This is a genomic window from Pseudomonas sp. Z4-7 (genome assembly GCF_051131965.1).
Lineage (GTDB): Bacteria > Pseudomonadota > Gammaproteobacteria > Pseudomonadales > Pseudomonadaceae > Aquipseudomonas.
Genome location: NZ_CP071642.1, coordinates 5,003,431 through 5,018,870 on the forward strand (window position 1 = coordinate 5,003,431; position 15,440 = coordinate 5,018,870).

Here is a 15,440-nt window from a genome sequence, read left to right on the forward strand (position 1 = left end):
CCCTAAATGCTCAAATACACAGGTACGACGTCACCGCTCGCTCAAGCATGTCCACCAGTTCAGGATCCATGAAGCAATAGTCATCAGGAATATCCAGAACATGCAGCCGCTTGTGCTCAAGCAGCCGAGCGTACTCTGCTCGTAGCCGATGCTCGTGCTTGCGCTCCATTACAAAAATGACATCGGCCCAACGGATATCCGCTGGGCCGATAGGTTTGCGTGCATTGGGGCTGGTGCCCGCCGAACGGGCCTTGAAACCAGGACGCCGACGCCAGATCGACTCCCCGGTAGGGCTACGCCATTGGTTACGACTGCAAACGAACAGGAGATTGGTCACATTTGATCCAACAGTTGGCGAGTCGTGCGAATGGGATAAGTCATACCGAGCTGACGCGCCCGGTGCAGCTTGTCGGCACGGGTGTAGATCAGCTTCCAGTTCTTTTCTGGCTTGAAGTCCTGCGGACTAATCGCTACGCGCCCACCGTGTTTGCAGGACTGTGCGCGTCTCCAGCTACGGATTCTTTTCATGGTCATTTCCTCGTGAGTACCGGGTTCAGCAGCCGCGGTATTACGAGTTGGAGAAATGGTAAGCGTGAATTGGGGTTGTGGCTAGTGTGGGCGGTGTTGGATAGCTGCGTTTGGAGGTCCGTACTGGCTATCGATTCGGGATGCAGACGCAAAAAAGAAGGGACGGACTACTCCCGGCCAGGACTACTCCCAGCCAAGGCTAAGTAAATAAATCCGTCCCCTTTTTCTTAATCTTCTGGACCAGTACGGCTTCAGCTTGAAGCACATCATCAACCTGCTAGACCCACAGAGCACCACACGTCGCCAAGCGTCTACCCGAACAACCGCCACTCGCAAACCACGGGAGCTGAAGACGTACAAAAACCCCAATACCGGAGAGGTCATCGAAACTAAGGGTGGAAATCACAAAGCTTTGAAAGAATGGAAAGAAAAGCACGGTGCCGACGTCGTCGAGGGATGGCTGAAGAAGTAAAATAGCCACACCAAAAAAAGGGCCCATGTGGGCCTTTTTTTACAAAAAACTTACAAGCAACTTGTGAATGGCAGCTTCATAAATCTCTCTTGATGCTTCTCGCTACAACAAATTCAGCTTCACGCTCATACGACTCCGCCATATCACGCAGCGAGGTTGAAAGGCGATGATACCCCGCCTCCTCTAAATCGCTTGCTTTGGACCTGCACCCTTCGGCTAAAACCTTCTCCCCTGCACCCGTGGGATCAACCCAATGTGCTCCGCGCTGATTGTACAAAGCGGTTCTATAACCATCCCTCATGGGCTCTGCATATTTTGCGTTTAATACTGTGGCTACCGAGCGATGAATCCAAAGTCCATCGGGATCCTGCGGTGCATAGATGAGGCAATGGCCGGTCATGGACATTGCCACTTCCAGATGCCCAGACGTGGTGCATATCTCTTTCACGGTGATAATCCAATTCTTGAAAAAGTCTCCGTCAAATTCATCGTCTAGCACCAACCCCGGCAGATGCTGCCAATTATTTAAAAGGCGGTAGGCATTGGTCGCGACCCTTTGCTGCCCTTCATCAAGAGGAGTTGAATCATCAGTCTCGTTCTGATTCTTAGGTTTGAAAACAAGACGTATGACCTCACAGAAAAAATCAGGTTCTTGGGCGAGTTTTTTCCACAAAAAAACAGGTGAGGCATCGCTATGTTTGTCCAGCAATGGCAAGTATGCCCATTCGACACTAATTACATCATTCAAATTCACGCCAGAATGACACTGTAGCGCTTTAATAACTTTCGTAGTCTGATATGAGTCAATAGAACTTTGAGGCTCGTCTGAGCGAAGCGCTGCCAAAAGTGCTTTCACTGCTAATTGAGGATTGAATGGCGATTTTCTATGGATGCAAACACTAATACACCTTAAAGCTGCGTTCGGGCGATCATTAATGATGAGCTTCTCAATGGCAAAATCAATATTTTCAGACTCCTCAAAAAAATGAGCAGATGTGGCCTGCCAATACTCACCATCGTCAGATTCGAGTAATCGCGCCACGTACTCCCAAGTTTTTTCATTGAAAGGTAAATATGATAAGAAAAGCCCCTTGTCAAATGGTGTCCATTTCGATAATTCAAGTTTGTCAACCCAAGGCCAACCTAGCGAGTTAAACCGACTTAACACAAACCCTTCGACAAAACTTACAATCTTGCTATCACTGCTACTTATTAAGTCGGGGAGAATTATCGAATCCACTTGACCAGAAGCAATTTTTCCATATGCGAGCCCCACTCGCCAAGAAGACTTTACAACTAAAGAAAAATTTATGATGGATGCATAACCACCTAAAGTTTCGATTTCGACCAAAGCATTTTCACGCCTTAGACTAAGGCGCTGGCTTTTTTCTTCAAAGCTCCCTTCTTCCTCATAAAAATCAAAATCCCTTTCACTGAATAGGCGGCGATGGATAAAGGCTGGCGATGTTGGAGATAGTTTTTCCGCCGTGCCAGCGATTCTATTGATTCGTCCCAATGACATTGCCCATTCAGAATCAGTAAATCTTCGATGTTTAGAAACGACATCAACCAACTTGTTCCACAAAACAACGATATCGTCCTCAGACAAAAGTGTAAGCGCCTCGCTTTCTAAATAACTTAGAAACCTTTCACCGGCCTCTGTAGGTAGGCGTTCAATGCAATCTAGTACATCTAAAAATCTTGCAGGATCACTTGTCACTTCGTCCACGAGCATATCTGCATATCGTAGAACCTGAGAATGGTATTCTGATGTTCTTACTCCATCCGCCCAGTCATCTGGAATCGTTTCTCTCCACTCAGGTTTCCGAGTGCCCGAAGATGATGAGTGGGAGCTAGGCAAGAGAGCCAATAGAAGCTTCCAGCCCACGATGGGCTGTTCATCTACTATAAGTGATACTGCTACATATCTTTGTTTTAAAGAAGCACATGTTTGTGGATACCAAGGGAGAAAAATATCTCTTAGTGAGTTTGCTGGACGATTTGCCCACTGACCACCTGGGTCAAGCATGCATAATTCTGCAAGGCAACATACCGCCCTATTTAAATAAACAGGATCCCATGCTAACGTCTCTAACGACCACAACAAGGCGCTAATATAAGTTCGACCCGTTATTCCGTCGCCCTCTTGGCGAAACAATATCTCGAGTGGACCATTTTCATGTGCCAATGCATCCTCAACAGCCTTGAGAAAAATACCGGGGGCAGCTTCCGCAAACAAGGGCAATAAATCCCCTAAACTAGCCCACTGCACCCAGCCAGCACCGGATAGCGTTTCATAAACGATACTAGATACAGTTACCTCCGCTTTATTAGGCTTACAAGAAATCAATGCTTTAGCATGATTACCTAATAGAGCCAGGGTTTCGGCCAACCCTCTTCTTAGTTCTTGCGAATGAAGTAAAACCTTTCCGTGGACAGCTGCCGCGTAACGTTCCCCAACAGGAAGATCAAATTGAGGATCTGCCTCTATGAATACCGAAACAGCGACAGTTCTAAAACGCTCGAGATGTTCGTCAAATATTCTTGGACCTAACGCATACCAGCCTTCAAAGCGTAAGCTAAATTTCCAATCTCCATATTGATGAATTAGGGGAGTGCCCGAGGCGAGTGCTGCAATTCGCATTAACTCAATCCACTCCCCGTAAATTTTTCCCGTTAGGTTTTCCACAATAGTACGATCAGCGGAGCATTCATCAGCCCAAGTCCCAAGCATCATCGCAACTGCTAATTCCGATGCGACAGATCCTTCAGCCCATTCAGGCATCGATGAAAGGTTTTGGAGGCACCGGAGTAGGGATCCGAGATTTCCGGCACACTTTTGGGCCAACGAGCGCGCTCGTTCCTCTCCGTATCCCGAGAGAGTGAGTGCTTCTTTAACATCCTGCGAACGAGGATTGGGCAACGACGCACTCGCAGGGTCTGGAATACCGCCCGCGGCGCCTCCAAAAATAACTGCGTGTCCTGCACGCCTTGCCATTTGGATCAACCTGGTGCCTGAATCTCCGCTCAGATCTAGCCCTGAGTCTGCAATCAAGAAGAGTTTTTCTCTCTGAAAGGATAAAGCCTTCCAACTTTCCACCGTCGACACAACGAGACAGCGTCCAGCGGCATCAGCTCTGAACTCTTCACTCTGCTCAGCCAAATATGCAGAGACAAAATCCACAACCTGATCTGGGTAGCGCGTGCTGAGTTTTAATTGAATTGCATTCCCAACAAAAATTTCATGAATTTTTGAGCAGGCTTCATCCCTGCCTGTAAGAAAGACGCGGGGCATCAAGGATGGTGGCTCACCAATAGAGCGAATCGAGTTCCAGCGCTGGTCGGGTGTCTCGATGGCTTGGGGCAACCCATTGATTATATTTGCAAGCCATAGCTCCACCGCCGGGAACTGGCAAATCCAGTCAATTAGCTTTGTGCCGTCAATGACTCTTACTTCGGCCCATTCATCTCTGGCTATTCGATCCTCTAGCCACCGCCCTTGAGCGTCCTCCTTCCAAGTGTGTTCCCAATCCCTTCTGCCAGAGAGGGGCGTGACAAATACAAAGCTCGACTGTCGCCGAATATTTTCGGGGATTGCCTCGACCAAGCCGTTGTAGTCAGCGGTAGCTTTATCACCCGCTTTGAGCCCAGTGCCTACCTCCCAAAATGATCTTCCTTCCGGTACGAACGGATCAAAAGATAGATTCACACGCAACACACCATCCGGACCGTGTTGACCGATGCTATCTCCCAATGGAAACCGGCGCTCCAGCGGGGCCGGACATGACGCAGCCACCAAACGCCAAATTAATTCAACTATTACTCCCTGAGCATCACGAGCGTTTCCACGAACCCATTCGTCCAGCTGATTTTCGGTAAGGATCATCCCTGCCTGCTCCTAGATTTTTTCGCCCAATACTCGATGCCCAATAACGTGCCTCGCATGGAGAGATAGCACCAAGTCCATATAACAACCTAATCAGTACCTCGCACAGGCATTCAGACAAGAAGAACTACCTATAGCGCATACTTGGTAGCAAGGCCAGTGGGGCAGGTGCGAACGAGCTTCTTTTTTCCAAGTCATATGCCTATTTATCGAGAATCCTTACCCCCCTGAACTCCCATCGCCGTGAGTAGCTTCCCTGGAGAGGCCACAACCTGCGTCCCAAACTGTTTGGGGACAATCGGCTGTATAACACTGCACATGTATCTGTCGGCCCTGAAATAGGAAACGTAAGGGGTGTAGATAGCGTGAATGATATCCACGAAGTCGCTGGCTTTCATCACGCGGGGACACTCTTTAAAAGAGTTCTGAAGCGAGTCATAGAACGTATTGATGCAGACATAAAGGCCAGGACAATAATCCTCAATATCTTTTGTGTTATGGCATGCCGATGCACCGGGCACAAGAAGTGTGAGCAAGCGGTTCACTATGTCGATCATTCCTTGCTGTTTCAATTTCTCCCACCTTGTGCCGCTTACGCCTTTAATGGCTGCAGCACGATCACTCTCTGGTAGTCTGGCCATTTGCTCCCGTAATTCCGTGATCGTCACGCCGCAGCTCTCCATCAGTTGCCGAGCAGGACGCCTCACCCATTCCACGATAGGGCCCAATTGCTGATGATGGTGGATAAACCATTGGACCATGTAACTGGGGTCGCGCAGGCTTTCTAGAAAAGCTTTATCGGCTTCCTCCCGAGTCGCTCGGCCTAAAACGTAGTTCTTAAGCACCGCAAAATCACGAGGCCGCATCGGCGCCTTACTGATCAGCTCGCTGTAATCCGCCTGACCGAAGCGTTTTTCAACATCGCCACGAAGTCTGCCATTTTTGTTGGTTGTGCCTGCCTTGACCATCCTCCGCATTTTGCGATTGAGCACATGTTTTTCCATTTCCTGCCGTAATTTTCCAGCAACGTCTAGCTCATCGATAGGGTTCATGAGTGACCCCATTTCTGGAAACCACTCACCATTTCTATCAAGAGCGTTCACAGGTTGCGAGCTTCGCGTGACCAATCTGGAAAGCTCAGCCTTCATAAGCCGATCAAACGAGATCAATGTATTACGTCCGCATAGGTCCACCATCAAGCTAGTGCGCGCCACTGCGGCAGCGGAATACTGCTGATCCAAAGGAGACATCTCTGAGATGTGTGCTCCGGAGAACACGAAAAGAACCTCTCCACTAAGCCTGAGCGCTTTTAGAGTTGCCAAGTGCTCCGCTTCCGACTCACTGAGGTGAGGTTTACTCAACGCGGAGTAATCGCAACTATCGAGATAGACGAGCGTTGGTTTGATAGGCTGCAATCGTCAATGTCCATATGGATTCGAATTTGAACAAGTGCATGCGGTGCACTAGATCTCCTGTGCTGCTATAGACCCTTAAAATAAATGCTTTTGGCCGATAGTAGACCGTGGCAACCTCTGCGTTTAACCGGCTGCAAACCTTTCGCTAATTTTCCTTCGAGCCTGGATTGACTATAGCGTTACACCGCTCGACATCGTTACACCTTACACGCCGGGAGCTTCCATCATGTGTAACTCTAAAATTATCTATTAAATTCAACGGGTTAATCGATTCTGTTACACCAGTTACACCAGTTACACCAGTTATACGACACTCCATAGGTACCTGCCCCGCCCCCCGTAAGCGATGGGGTCCATCAGCGGAGAAATTCCAGCAGGAGTCGGGGTCCCTGAGGCAGTGAGTATCACACGGGGTCGGAAACCCGCGTGATCGTGTTAGCGAAAAAGTGCACAGCTTAGTGAACAGGTGAACCTGGTGAACTGGTGGTTCACCTGAGCATTTGCCCTATCGCTTGGTAGCTCCGCCGGGGACCCTGGGCATTTCGAATGGGTACGGGGCAAAGAACCCGCAGCATCTTGTTAGCGACTGAGTTCTCTACGTCGGTTGACAGGTTGACGTGGTTGACAGCACCCCCAAGGTTGGCCGGGTTCAACCGTTCGCTATCAACAACACAATGGCTCACCTTTACCGTTGCGGTAACGATCCCCTTTTTTCGTCAGGATCCTTTCAATTTCAACGTTGAAATTTCAGTAAGCTGCAATCTCTGTTGCTACCAAGATCCCGCGGGTTTCCGACCCCGTGAACCACGTAAATCCCAGGGTCCCCGGCGTCTTTCCCGCATACGAAATCGACGTGGTGTGCTAAAAATCGCACCCAGCTCGTAAATGGATATTACCGTCCATCCACCTACTTGGAAGAAGGTGCACCATGACTGACTCTCTAGCTGACATCGACGCTTTAGCGTTGAAGTGCAGAGCGGAACGCTCTCGGGACTACATTGCAGAATCTATTCAGTGTTATCGAGCTGGGGCTTATCGCTCCTCCATTGTCCACACCTGGATCGCCGTAGTATTCGATCTGGTGGACAAGATCAGAGAGCTTGCTCTAGCCAACGATCCCATTGCGGTTCGTATCAATGCAAAGTACGAAACCTACATTACCCAGATCAACCAAGGTAATGATCAGGGGGTCAAAAATGCACTTGAGTTCGAACGTACGATTCTGTCGATATGCAGAAGAGAGTTGGATTTTTTCAACCACCAACAAATTACGGATCTTGAGCGCCTGCGTGAAGACCGTCACCAGTGCGCACACCCTTCGTTCCAAAGAGCCGGCGTGCCGCATCGCCCCTCAGCCGAGCTAGCCAGACTACATCTCAGAAACGCGGTCGAACACGTGCTCTCCCAACCTCCGATCCAGGGTCGTCCTGCTATCGCAGAGATCATCACAACCATCGCATCAGAGTATTTTCCTAAAGATCGATATCAGGCTGCGACCGCACTGCGCCAGACACCTTTGGCCAATCCCTCAGAAGCATTGGTTCGGGGACTCGTTGACGAATTAGTATTTAAATACGCTGAGGCAGATAGCCCTTTGTATGGAAAAATTCAGGTCGGGGCTGCCTTATCTTCACTGCTGGATACCCACCGGGACATTGCAGAAACCAGAATTGCCCAAAAAATGAGCACACTTGTTCGCCGTGTTGACGACAACGGACTTCCTGCCGTAGCACGTCTTATTGCGGCAATACCCGAAGCAGTTGCTCTCATCGACGAGGCAGCGCGCCTCCGGCTGCGTGAGTTTGTGCGGGTAGGTCCAGACCTAGACGTTCTCCCAGCAATGGCGGGATTGGGGCGTCATCCGTTAATAACCGAAATTGTCCGAGCCAGGATTCTTCGTTTTGGGACAGGTTTGCTCGTGACCGCTATTCAGGAATACGAGCTCGCTGACCTAGCAAAGGAACGCGTATTTGTCATAATTTCAGAATCCAGCAACTGGCACGAGACGAACGACGTCTTTGATCGGTTGGTTTCGCCTTTGTTTTCCCATCTGACAAGGGATGACATCGAGAGAGTGATCCGCATGCCTACTGAAACGACCGCGGATCTAATTGGCTCCAACAGATTCGAACAATTCATCGACCAGGTAAGTCGCACGGGAATCATCCCAGAAGCAGAACTGGATACGTTACTGGGTAACAATCGCATGGAGTACCTCGTGCGTGAACGGCAACGTGAGCGTCAACGTGTTGTGCCTCAAGCCTGAGTGAGTCAGGAGCTAGCAGCATGTATCCCTACCTGTATCCCTAATAGTATAATTCCGCTACAAGGCACGAATTATATGAAACGCTCGAGTCTCCCTCGGGCACAAAAAAGGTCTTGCCGGGCAAGACCTTTTTCGAATCTAGATTTCGCGTGACGCTACCGCCTACCTCCCCTCAACAATATCCAAAGCCCTATTCGCCAACAGCTCACTCAACTCAATCACCTGCAAAATCCCCAACGCAACATGCCGCCTCGATCCCTCCAGATCAAACGCCAAATCACTGATCATCGCATTCGCCGAAGCCAGGCTCTCGCTCAGATTCGCAAGCAAACACTCCGTATCCACATCAGGATCAATACGAAACAGCGTGCTGGAATTCTCGGACGTTTCGCCCTCGGGCTTGGGTTTCAGGTAGAAATTCAAAGCTCGGTTGGTGGCGTCTTCGAGTTTCTTGTTGCGGGCGGATTGGGCGCGGGATACGGATTCGTCTGCCGCAGGTGGGTTTGGAGTAACTTTTGCCATCGTCTTGCTTCCTGTAGTTGGAGCCATCACCCGCTCGCGACTAAACGATGGGAGGCAGCTGTACGCAGGTTAGTCGACCGGGGAAACAAGAAACCGGCGCGTCCGAGGACGCCCTGCGCACAGCCACCATCGAGTGCAGGATGGGAATCCTGACTGGATGACGCCTTGCACAACCTGTTTCACCCTGGGCGACTAAACCCGATCACTGATGAGCAGTGACAGGACTCAAACTACCGACGCGGCCCGGGGCGCACAAGCCGGCGGATTCTGGCGTAGTTGTAGGTAAAGGCGCAAGGTGATGTGGGCTTACGGGCGGGGGGCGTCCGGTGTCTGACAGCCCCGGCTGACGCGATGGCCATCCACCGCTCCTGATCCATGAGGCAGCACTCCGGTTCGCCTGGGCGGTTATTGTTTCAGGTCTTCAATCAGCTTGCCGACTGCCAGATCGGACACGCGGGAAAACGCCGCGCGCAGTGCTTCGGGATCGGTGGCGTACTGTTCAGGGGTGTAAGCGAGGGTGTTGCTCTCATTGAATGGCGAGATTGTATTGAAGTTGCGCCAAACCGATGTACCGCCGCGCTTCATGAATCCGTTCACGCCGATGACCGGGTAAAGCACGGTGCTGTAGTTTTTCAGGCTCAGCCCCCACTGCATGACCATGATCTCAACGTCGGCGTCCGCTTTCTCGCCTCCGGCCACAAGGGTGAACAGCCCTTCTTGCTTGATGCGCCTTTCGAAGCTTTCACGCACCAGCTTGCCCACATCGATACCGTGGGCCTGCATGTTGTTCAGAATCGCTTGGGAAATATCCACCGTCGCGCCGTCTGCCGCCTTGGTGCCCGCGACCGAGCCGGCGCCGGTCAATGCGCTGGTGGCGGCGCTGGATGCTCCGGCCGCCATGCCGGTTGCGGCACCTGCTCCGGCACCCAAGCCTGCTCCCCAGGCCTGAGTCATGCTGGTGTACTTGAAGTTCTGCACGGCAAAGTACACCGGAAGGATCCTGATGGTTTTGATCTGGTGACGGTCTTCGACACTCAACGACTTGGTGACACACCCGGAAAGCAGGGCGACGGAAAGCAAGGCGAGAAACAGCTTTTTCATGGGAGGGAAAACCGATTACATGGATGAATGAAAGCCCTGGGGTGCAAGACCTACCAGTCTTTCAATAGAGGCGGTCTTCTTCCTTCATCCGATAAATCTGACCGAACGTCATGAAGGAGATCCCGAGAAACACTAACGTCAGCAACACCCCGCCAGCCATGATGATGAAGCCAGAGCGATACGTATGAAGCTCGGTGGCGATGCTGCTGATTCGAGGAAACCAACGTGAGTAAAGCAGCGGAACGTCCCCGCCTACTTCGAACTGATGGTGTTCGTTATAGCGTTGGTCCGCGTAATCGTCTTCGTGGACTTGCTGGTCACTGTCGGTATATCGGTAGTGAATGATCATGCCGTTTTCATTCATCGGAATGCTTTCAAGTTGCGTCACGGTGCCTTTCACCTCGACAGCACTCCATTGAATGGCCCCATAGATGGTCCCGGAGTGTTTTGCCAAGGAGGCCAGGAGCAGCAGCACACAGCAAGCCACGGTCAGCAGAACTATTCGGTTATAGAGATGATCTTTTTCAGCTTCACGTGGGTAGAACATGCTCGATCCTTCGTTTGATGTTTCTTGCGCAACACTATCGGCGTCCGATCCGACTACTTGAATTTTTGAGTTCGTGCTTCGCCCCTTTTGTCAGGGCGCCGGGGATGGGAGATCAGGAGGACTGGTGCTCTTCGGATAAGAAAGATCCCGCTGTACACGCAATGCGGTTCACTTGAGAGAATGATGTACCTGTGGCGAGGGAGCTTGGTCCCGCTCGGCTGCGAACCAGTCGCAACCGGCGGGGGCGTCGTGCCTGATGCTCAGCATTTGGCAGGTTTTGGGCCCGCTTCGCGGCCCAGCGGGAGCAAGCTCCCTCGCCACGGGGTCCGGCGTTTACTCAACTGAGCAGGTAGTAATAAATAGATCTGGTCCCTTTTGGACAGTTTCTGTCAGGCGTTACTGACAGGGCTTCATTTGGCTGGCGTGAGCGGTTGCCCGATGGAGGAAGAGGGGCTGCTGCGCAGCCCAGCGGGAGCAAGCTCTCTCGCCACGGGGTTCAGCGTTTACTCAACTGAGCAGCGTAGTAATAAATAGGTCTGTCCCTTTCTGGACACAGCACCTACCCCGGGCAGCTCAAATGTTCAGGACGAAGCTCAATGGAAAAGAGTGTGGTATTCCTGGCCAGATAGAAATGCTCCTGGTGAAACTTGAACCGACCCATCATCGCCAGGAGCTGCGGTTCCTTGCAGACCAGTTGCTCCAGACCACGCCGTATTCCCGCCTCCATGCTGGCCTTGCGTTCCTCGGAGAGGCTGCTTGCTGCCAAGTCGATCCTGTAGCGGTAGAAGATCGTGTCGCCGTAGATGAAACCGACGTATTCAAGTGTGGTTATCGCATCCACTTGCTTTGGGAGGGTCGCGTCAAACTGGGCGAGGTGCTGGACCAGCTGCGCCTGTTGAGCCACCTTCTCCCGCTCGGCCTTGAGCGCGAAATAGCGTCCAACCCCGGCAATCAGTACCACCGCAGCGATACCCAGATAGAATTTACGCGGGTTGCGCCGCTTCTTCGGCGCTAACTTCATCAACATACTAATGACTCGTCCTGAGCATGAAAAAGTCCCTAGCGAAACCAGGGAACGGCATAGCCTGACACAATCCTCCGACAGCCTATAGCCGTTGCCGCGACAGAATGGTTTTCAAGGCGTCACAAAATATCTCTCCACTCCATCCCCTCCCGCAAAGCCCCCATCCCCTCCAGCAAACGCCCCTCCACTCCCCCACCCCGATAATGCCCACATCCACTCACCCCCAACCGCTGCAACCCGAGCACCGTGTACCTCCCATGAACCTACGCACCTTCATTCGCAGCTATTGCCTCAATTCCAGGCTCGCTACGAATGCGCTGACCCGCCTGCATAAATCCCTTTCTTCCCTGGCCGCCTATCTGGCGCAGCAGGGTTTTGATTCCAGGACTTGGCCCGCGCCCCGTGAGGAAGGCGCGCTGGACCGTTATCTCAGCGACGTTTGCCCGGAGCTGGCCGCGACGGTGTTCAGCCATGCCCGCGACGGGGTGATCATGGTCGATGCGTTCGGTCGGATCATCGGCGTGAACGAGGCGTTTACACGGCTTACCGGTTATGGGCAGGACGAGGTGCTGGGGCGGGAGTTGAATTCTCATCGCATGGTGCGGCGGCTCGCGGCGTTTTATGCGCCGATGAAAAATGCGCTGGATTTCCACGGGCATTGGTCCGGTGAGATTCAAAGCAGCCACAAGGATGGCCGGGAAATGACGTCGCGGATCAGCATCAGTGCGGTACATGACCGTCACGGCAACGTTCAGCACTACGTGGCGCTGTGCAGCGACATGACGCAGATGAAGCAGCGCTTGCAGTTGCTGGAGCGGGATGCGCGGTATGACGCGCTCACGCAGTTACCCAATCGCTTGTTGTTGGCCGAACGGATGCGCCAGGCGTTGGGCAAGGCGCGCTTGCATCAGCAGAAGGTGGCGATCGCATTTATTGACCTGGATGGGTTCAAGGCGCTGAACGACAGCTATGGCCATGACTGGGGTGATCGGGTGTTGCAGATTGTCGCGGCGCGGATCAACGCGACGTTGCGTGAGGGCGATACGTTGGCACGCCTCGGCGGTGACGAGTTTGTCGCCGGGCTGGTGGGTTTGCAGGAGGTGCAGGACAGCGAACCGTTGCTCAAGCGGATGCTGGCGGCGGCGAATGCGCCGATCCTGATTGGTGCGCAGACGGTAGAGATCGCCGCGAGTATCGGCGTGGCGTTTTACCCGGAGCATGGGCTGGAGGTCGATGCGCTGATCAGCAAGGCGGATCAGGCGATGTACCTGTCGAAGAAGGCCGGCGGCAATCGTCTGGCGTTCTGCCCGACGCGGTTCATTTCGGTCAATAGCGAAGTCTGACGGTGGTGCCGAGGGTGCGTTCGCTGCCGGTCATGACGCCGTAGTCCCCGGCGCCGAGCAGTGAATACACGGCGGTGATGTAGTTACGGTCGAAGACGTTGCGCACCCAGCCTTCCACTTCCCAGGCGCGGTCCTGGCTGCGCAGGCCGAGGCGCAGGTTGGTCAGGCCGTAGCTCGGTTGATAGCTGCCTTCGCCACCTTCGAGGGTGCCGTAGTAGCCGGTGCGAAAGCTGTAGTCGATGCCGCTGAAAGCTTCCAACCCGTAGGGCAGCGGATGGGTGTGGTCGAGGCCGCTGCTGAGGTTCCATTCCGGCGCGTTGTAGAGCCGGTCGCCGCTGAGGTCGCAGGTCCACTGGCCCGAGGCCGGCGGGCACGGCGCGTTGGGGAAGCTGCGGTAGCGCGCATCGCTCCAGGCCAGGCCGAGGCGCCCGGTGAGTTGCGACGTGAGTTGCCAGGCGGAATCCAGTTCGATGCCGCGCAGGCGGACTTTGCCGACGTTGATCAGGTTGTCCCGCAGCGGCGGCGCGAACAGCGAGGTCGGCGGGCTGTAGGTGAGCGCCTGGTAGTTGTCGACGTCGGTCTGGTAGACGGCAAGGTCGAGCAATGCGCGCTCGTCCCAGAAGCGCGTTTTCACGCCCAGTTCCAGGGAGGTGGCCCGCTCCGGCTCGAAGGTCGGCGCGGTGAACGGGCCGACCACGTCGAAGTTGATGCCGCCGGCCTTGTAGCCCCGCGACCAGCTGACGTAGCCCATCACCGCTTCGCTGAAACGGTAGCTGGCGCTGGCGAGGCTGGAGACGTTGTGTTCTCCGATCGAGTCCTCGCGGTAATAACCACGGCCGAGGGCGATGTCGCGCAGCAGTTGACCACCGGCCTGGAACACCGGCGGCAAGCCGGTCAGCGGGGCGAGGTTGCTGACGTCGCGGGAGATCCAGCCGTCCTTGCGCTCATGGCTGTAGCGCAGGCCGCCGGTGAGTTCCAGCGGGTCGATCGGGCGCCAGGATAGCTGGCCGAAAATCGCTCGGCTGTCGCCCTTCTGCTCGCCGTCGAAATGTTGTCGGGCGTCGTTGAGCAGCATCGAAGGCACCTGCCTTGGATTGGTGAAATTGATGCCGAAGAGTTTTTTCAGTTGGTCGAGTTGATCGCCGACGAACCAGGGCGCGGCGTCCTTGCCGAATTCGGCATCGATCTCGCGGTCGAGCTGCTGGCGCAGATAGTAGAGGCCGGCGACATAGTCGACGGACGAACCGGCCGTGCCGGACAGGCGCCATTCCTGGCTGAACTGTCGATGGCCGAGCTCGGTTTCGGACTGGGCCACCGCCAGCGCGGTGCTGTCGCCGTCGCGGGTGGCGCGGTAGTCCCAGTCGCGATAAGCGGTGATGCTGGTGAAGCGCATCGTCTCGTCGAGGTTCCAGTTCAATTCCAGCGACACGCCGTTCTGCAGGGTTCGCGGACGGCCCGGCGCGTCGATGCGGGTCTCGCGTTTGTAAGGGTCGGGCTCCGCCAGCGGATAACCGACGAACTGGGCGCGCTTGCGGGTTTGCTGGCTGTATTGATTGGCCAACAGGACGTTGCCGGCTTCGTTTTGCTCGGCGTAGTCGGCGATCAGGCGAGCACTGAAATCGGTGTTCGGCGTCCACAACAGTTGGCCGCGCAGGCCTTGGCTGTCGGCACCGCCGAGGCGGCTGCCGTCTTGCAGGTTTTCGACGCTGCCCTCGGAGGCGCTGTCGAAAACGTTGAGTCGGCCGGCCAGAACGTCGTCCTGCAGCGGCCCGGAAATCGTCCCGCGAAACTCACGCAAACCGCGCTCGCCATAGCTGGCTTCCAGGTTGGCTTCGGGCTGGAAGGTCGGCTGGCGGGTGATGATGTTCAGGGCGCCCGCGGTGGTGTTCTTGCCAAACAAAGTGCCCTGCGGCCCGCGCAGGACTTCGATGCGCTCGATGTCCATCAGCTCGGTGAAGGCCATGCCCTGGCGTGCCTGGTAGACGCCATCGACATAGGTGCCGACGCTGCCTTCCAGGCCATCGTTGTAGGCGGTGGCGCCGAAGCCGCGCAGGCCGAAACCGGCGTAACGGGCGTCATGGCCGGAGACGATCAGGCCGGGCACGCGCTGTTGAATGTCTCGAAGCGAGTGCAGGCCGGCCTCGTCCAGCTGTTCGCCGTAGAGGACGTTGATCGGGATCGGCACGTCCTGCGGGTCTTCTTCGCGGCGTCGGGCGGTCACCGTGGTTTCGTCGAGCGTGAGGGCGCCGGGCGCCTCTTGGCCGGCAGTCGCCACCGTCCAGGGCCATGCCGAAAGACTGCCGATCAGGAGCAACCGGTAACTCAAACCCGGCATC

At 54.3% G+C, this 15,440-nt stretch carries 11 protein-coding genes and 1 pseudogene; 3 read left to right on the forward strand and 9 right to left on the reverse strand.

Annotation, left to right across the window (positions count from 1 at the left end; genetic code table 11):
* Nucleotides 1-10: 10 nt before the first annotated feature.
* Together J3P91_RS22455 and J3P91_RS22460 are read right to left on the reverse strand one after the other, a co-directional pair.
* On the reverse strand, nucleotides 11-337 hold the full coding sequence (locus J3P91_RS22455; RefSeq protein ID WP_434601780.1) for a low molecular weight protein tyrosine phosphatase family protein: 327 nt from the start codon (nucleotides 335-337) through the stop codon (nucleotides 11-13).
* A complete protein-coding gene (locus tag J3P91_RS22460; protein ID WP_434601781.1) occupies nucleotides 334-528 on the reverse strand; it encodes a hypothetical protein in 195 nt (64 codons plus the stop codon). Before J3P91_RS22460 ends, J3P91_RS22455 begins: the two co-directional genes overlap by 4 nt.
* Before the next feature lie 232 nt (nucleotides 529-760).
* Here J3P91_RS22460 and J3P91_RS22465 point away from each other — a divergent pair.
* Nucleotides 761-1,000, forward strand: a pseudogene (locus J3P91_RS22465) (histone-like nucleoid-structuring protein, MvaT/MvaU family); the annotation flags it as partial.
* 76 nt (nucleotides 1,001-1,076) lie between these two features.
* Here the strand turns inward: J3P91_RS22465 and J3P91_RS22470 are convergent.
* Complete coding sequence (locus J3P91_RS22470) at nucleotides 1,077-4,886, reverse strand: hypothetical protein (protein ID WP_434601782.1); 3,810 nt, start codon at nucleotides 4,884-4,886, stop codon at nucleotides 1,077-1,079.
* A 206-nt stretch (nucleotides 4,887-5,092) separates the two neighbouring features.
* Nucleotides 5,093-6,301 carry a hypothetical protein gene (locus J3P91_RS22475; protein ID WP_434601783.1) on the reverse strand — a complete coding sequence of 403 codons (1,209 nt, stop codon included), beginning with the start codon at nucleotides 6,299-6,301 and terminating at the stop codon, nucleotides 5,093-5,095.
* 928 nt (nucleotides 6,302-7,229) lie between these two features.
* On the opposite strand from J3P91_RS22475, the gene J3P91_RS22480 reads away from it, so the two are divergent.
* Nucleotides 7,230-8,567: a hypothetical protein gene (locus tag J3P91_RS22480; RefSeq protein WP_434601784.1), complete on the forward strand. Its 1,338-nt coding sequence runs from the start codon at nucleotides 7,230-7,232 to the stop codon at nucleotides 8,565-8,567.
* 162 nt (nucleotides 8,568-8,729) lie between these two features.
* On the opposite strand, the gene J3P91_RS22485 is transcribed toward J3P91_RS22480, so the two are convergent.
* The 4 genes from J3P91_RS22485 to J3P91_RS22500 all read right to left on the reverse strand — a co-directional run bounded on the left by J3P91_RS22485 (nucleotide 8,730) and on the right by J3P91_RS22500 (nucleotide 11,764).
* Nucleotides 8,730-9,089, reverse strand: a complete 360-nt coding sequence (locus J3P91_RS22485; protein ID WP_434601785.1) for a DUF6124 family protein — start codon at nucleotides 9,087-9,089, stop codon at nucleotides 8,730-8,732.
* Between the two features lie 405 nt (nucleotides 9,090-9,494).
* A complete protein-coding gene (locus J3P91_RS22490) occupies nucleotides 9,495-10,190 on the reverse strand; it encodes a hypothetical protein (protein WP_434601786.1) in 696 nt (231 codons plus the stop codon).
* 61 nt (nucleotides 10,191-10,251) lie between these two features.
* Nucleotides 10,252-10,737, reverse strand: coding sequence for a hypothetical protein (locus J3P91_RS22495; RefSeq protein WP_434601787.1), 486 nt, complete (start codon nucleotides 10,735-10,737; stop codon nucleotides 10,252-10,254).
* A gap of 559 nt (nucleotides 10,738-11,296) precedes the next feature.
* On the reverse strand, nucleotides 11,297-11,764 hold the full coding sequence (locus J3P91_RS22500) for a hypothetical protein (protein WP_434601788.1): 468 nt from the start codon (nucleotides 11,762-11,764) through the stop codon (nucleotides 11,297-11,299).
* A gap of 254 nt (nucleotides 11,765-12,018) precedes the next feature.
* Between J3P91_RS22500 and J3P91_RS22505 the strand changes: the two genes are divergently transcribed.
* Nucleotides 12,019-13,104, forward strand: coding sequence for a diguanylate cyclase domain-containing protein (locus tag J3P91_RS22505; protein ID WP_434601789.1), 1,086 nt, complete (start codon nucleotides 12,019-12,021; stop codon nucleotides 13,102-13,104).
* On the opposite strand, the gene J3P91_RS22510 is transcribed toward J3P91_RS22505, so the two are convergent.
* Complete coding sequence (locus J3P91_RS22510) at nucleotides 13,088-15,439, reverse strand: TonB-dependent receptor (RefSeq protein WP_434601790.1); 2,352 nt, start codon at nucleotides 15,437-15,439, stop codon at nucleotides 13,088-13,090. The two genes, J3P91_RS22505 and J3P91_RS22510, sit on opposite strands and share 17 nt — an antisense overlap.
* Nucleotide 15,440 lies beyond the last annotated feature (1 nt).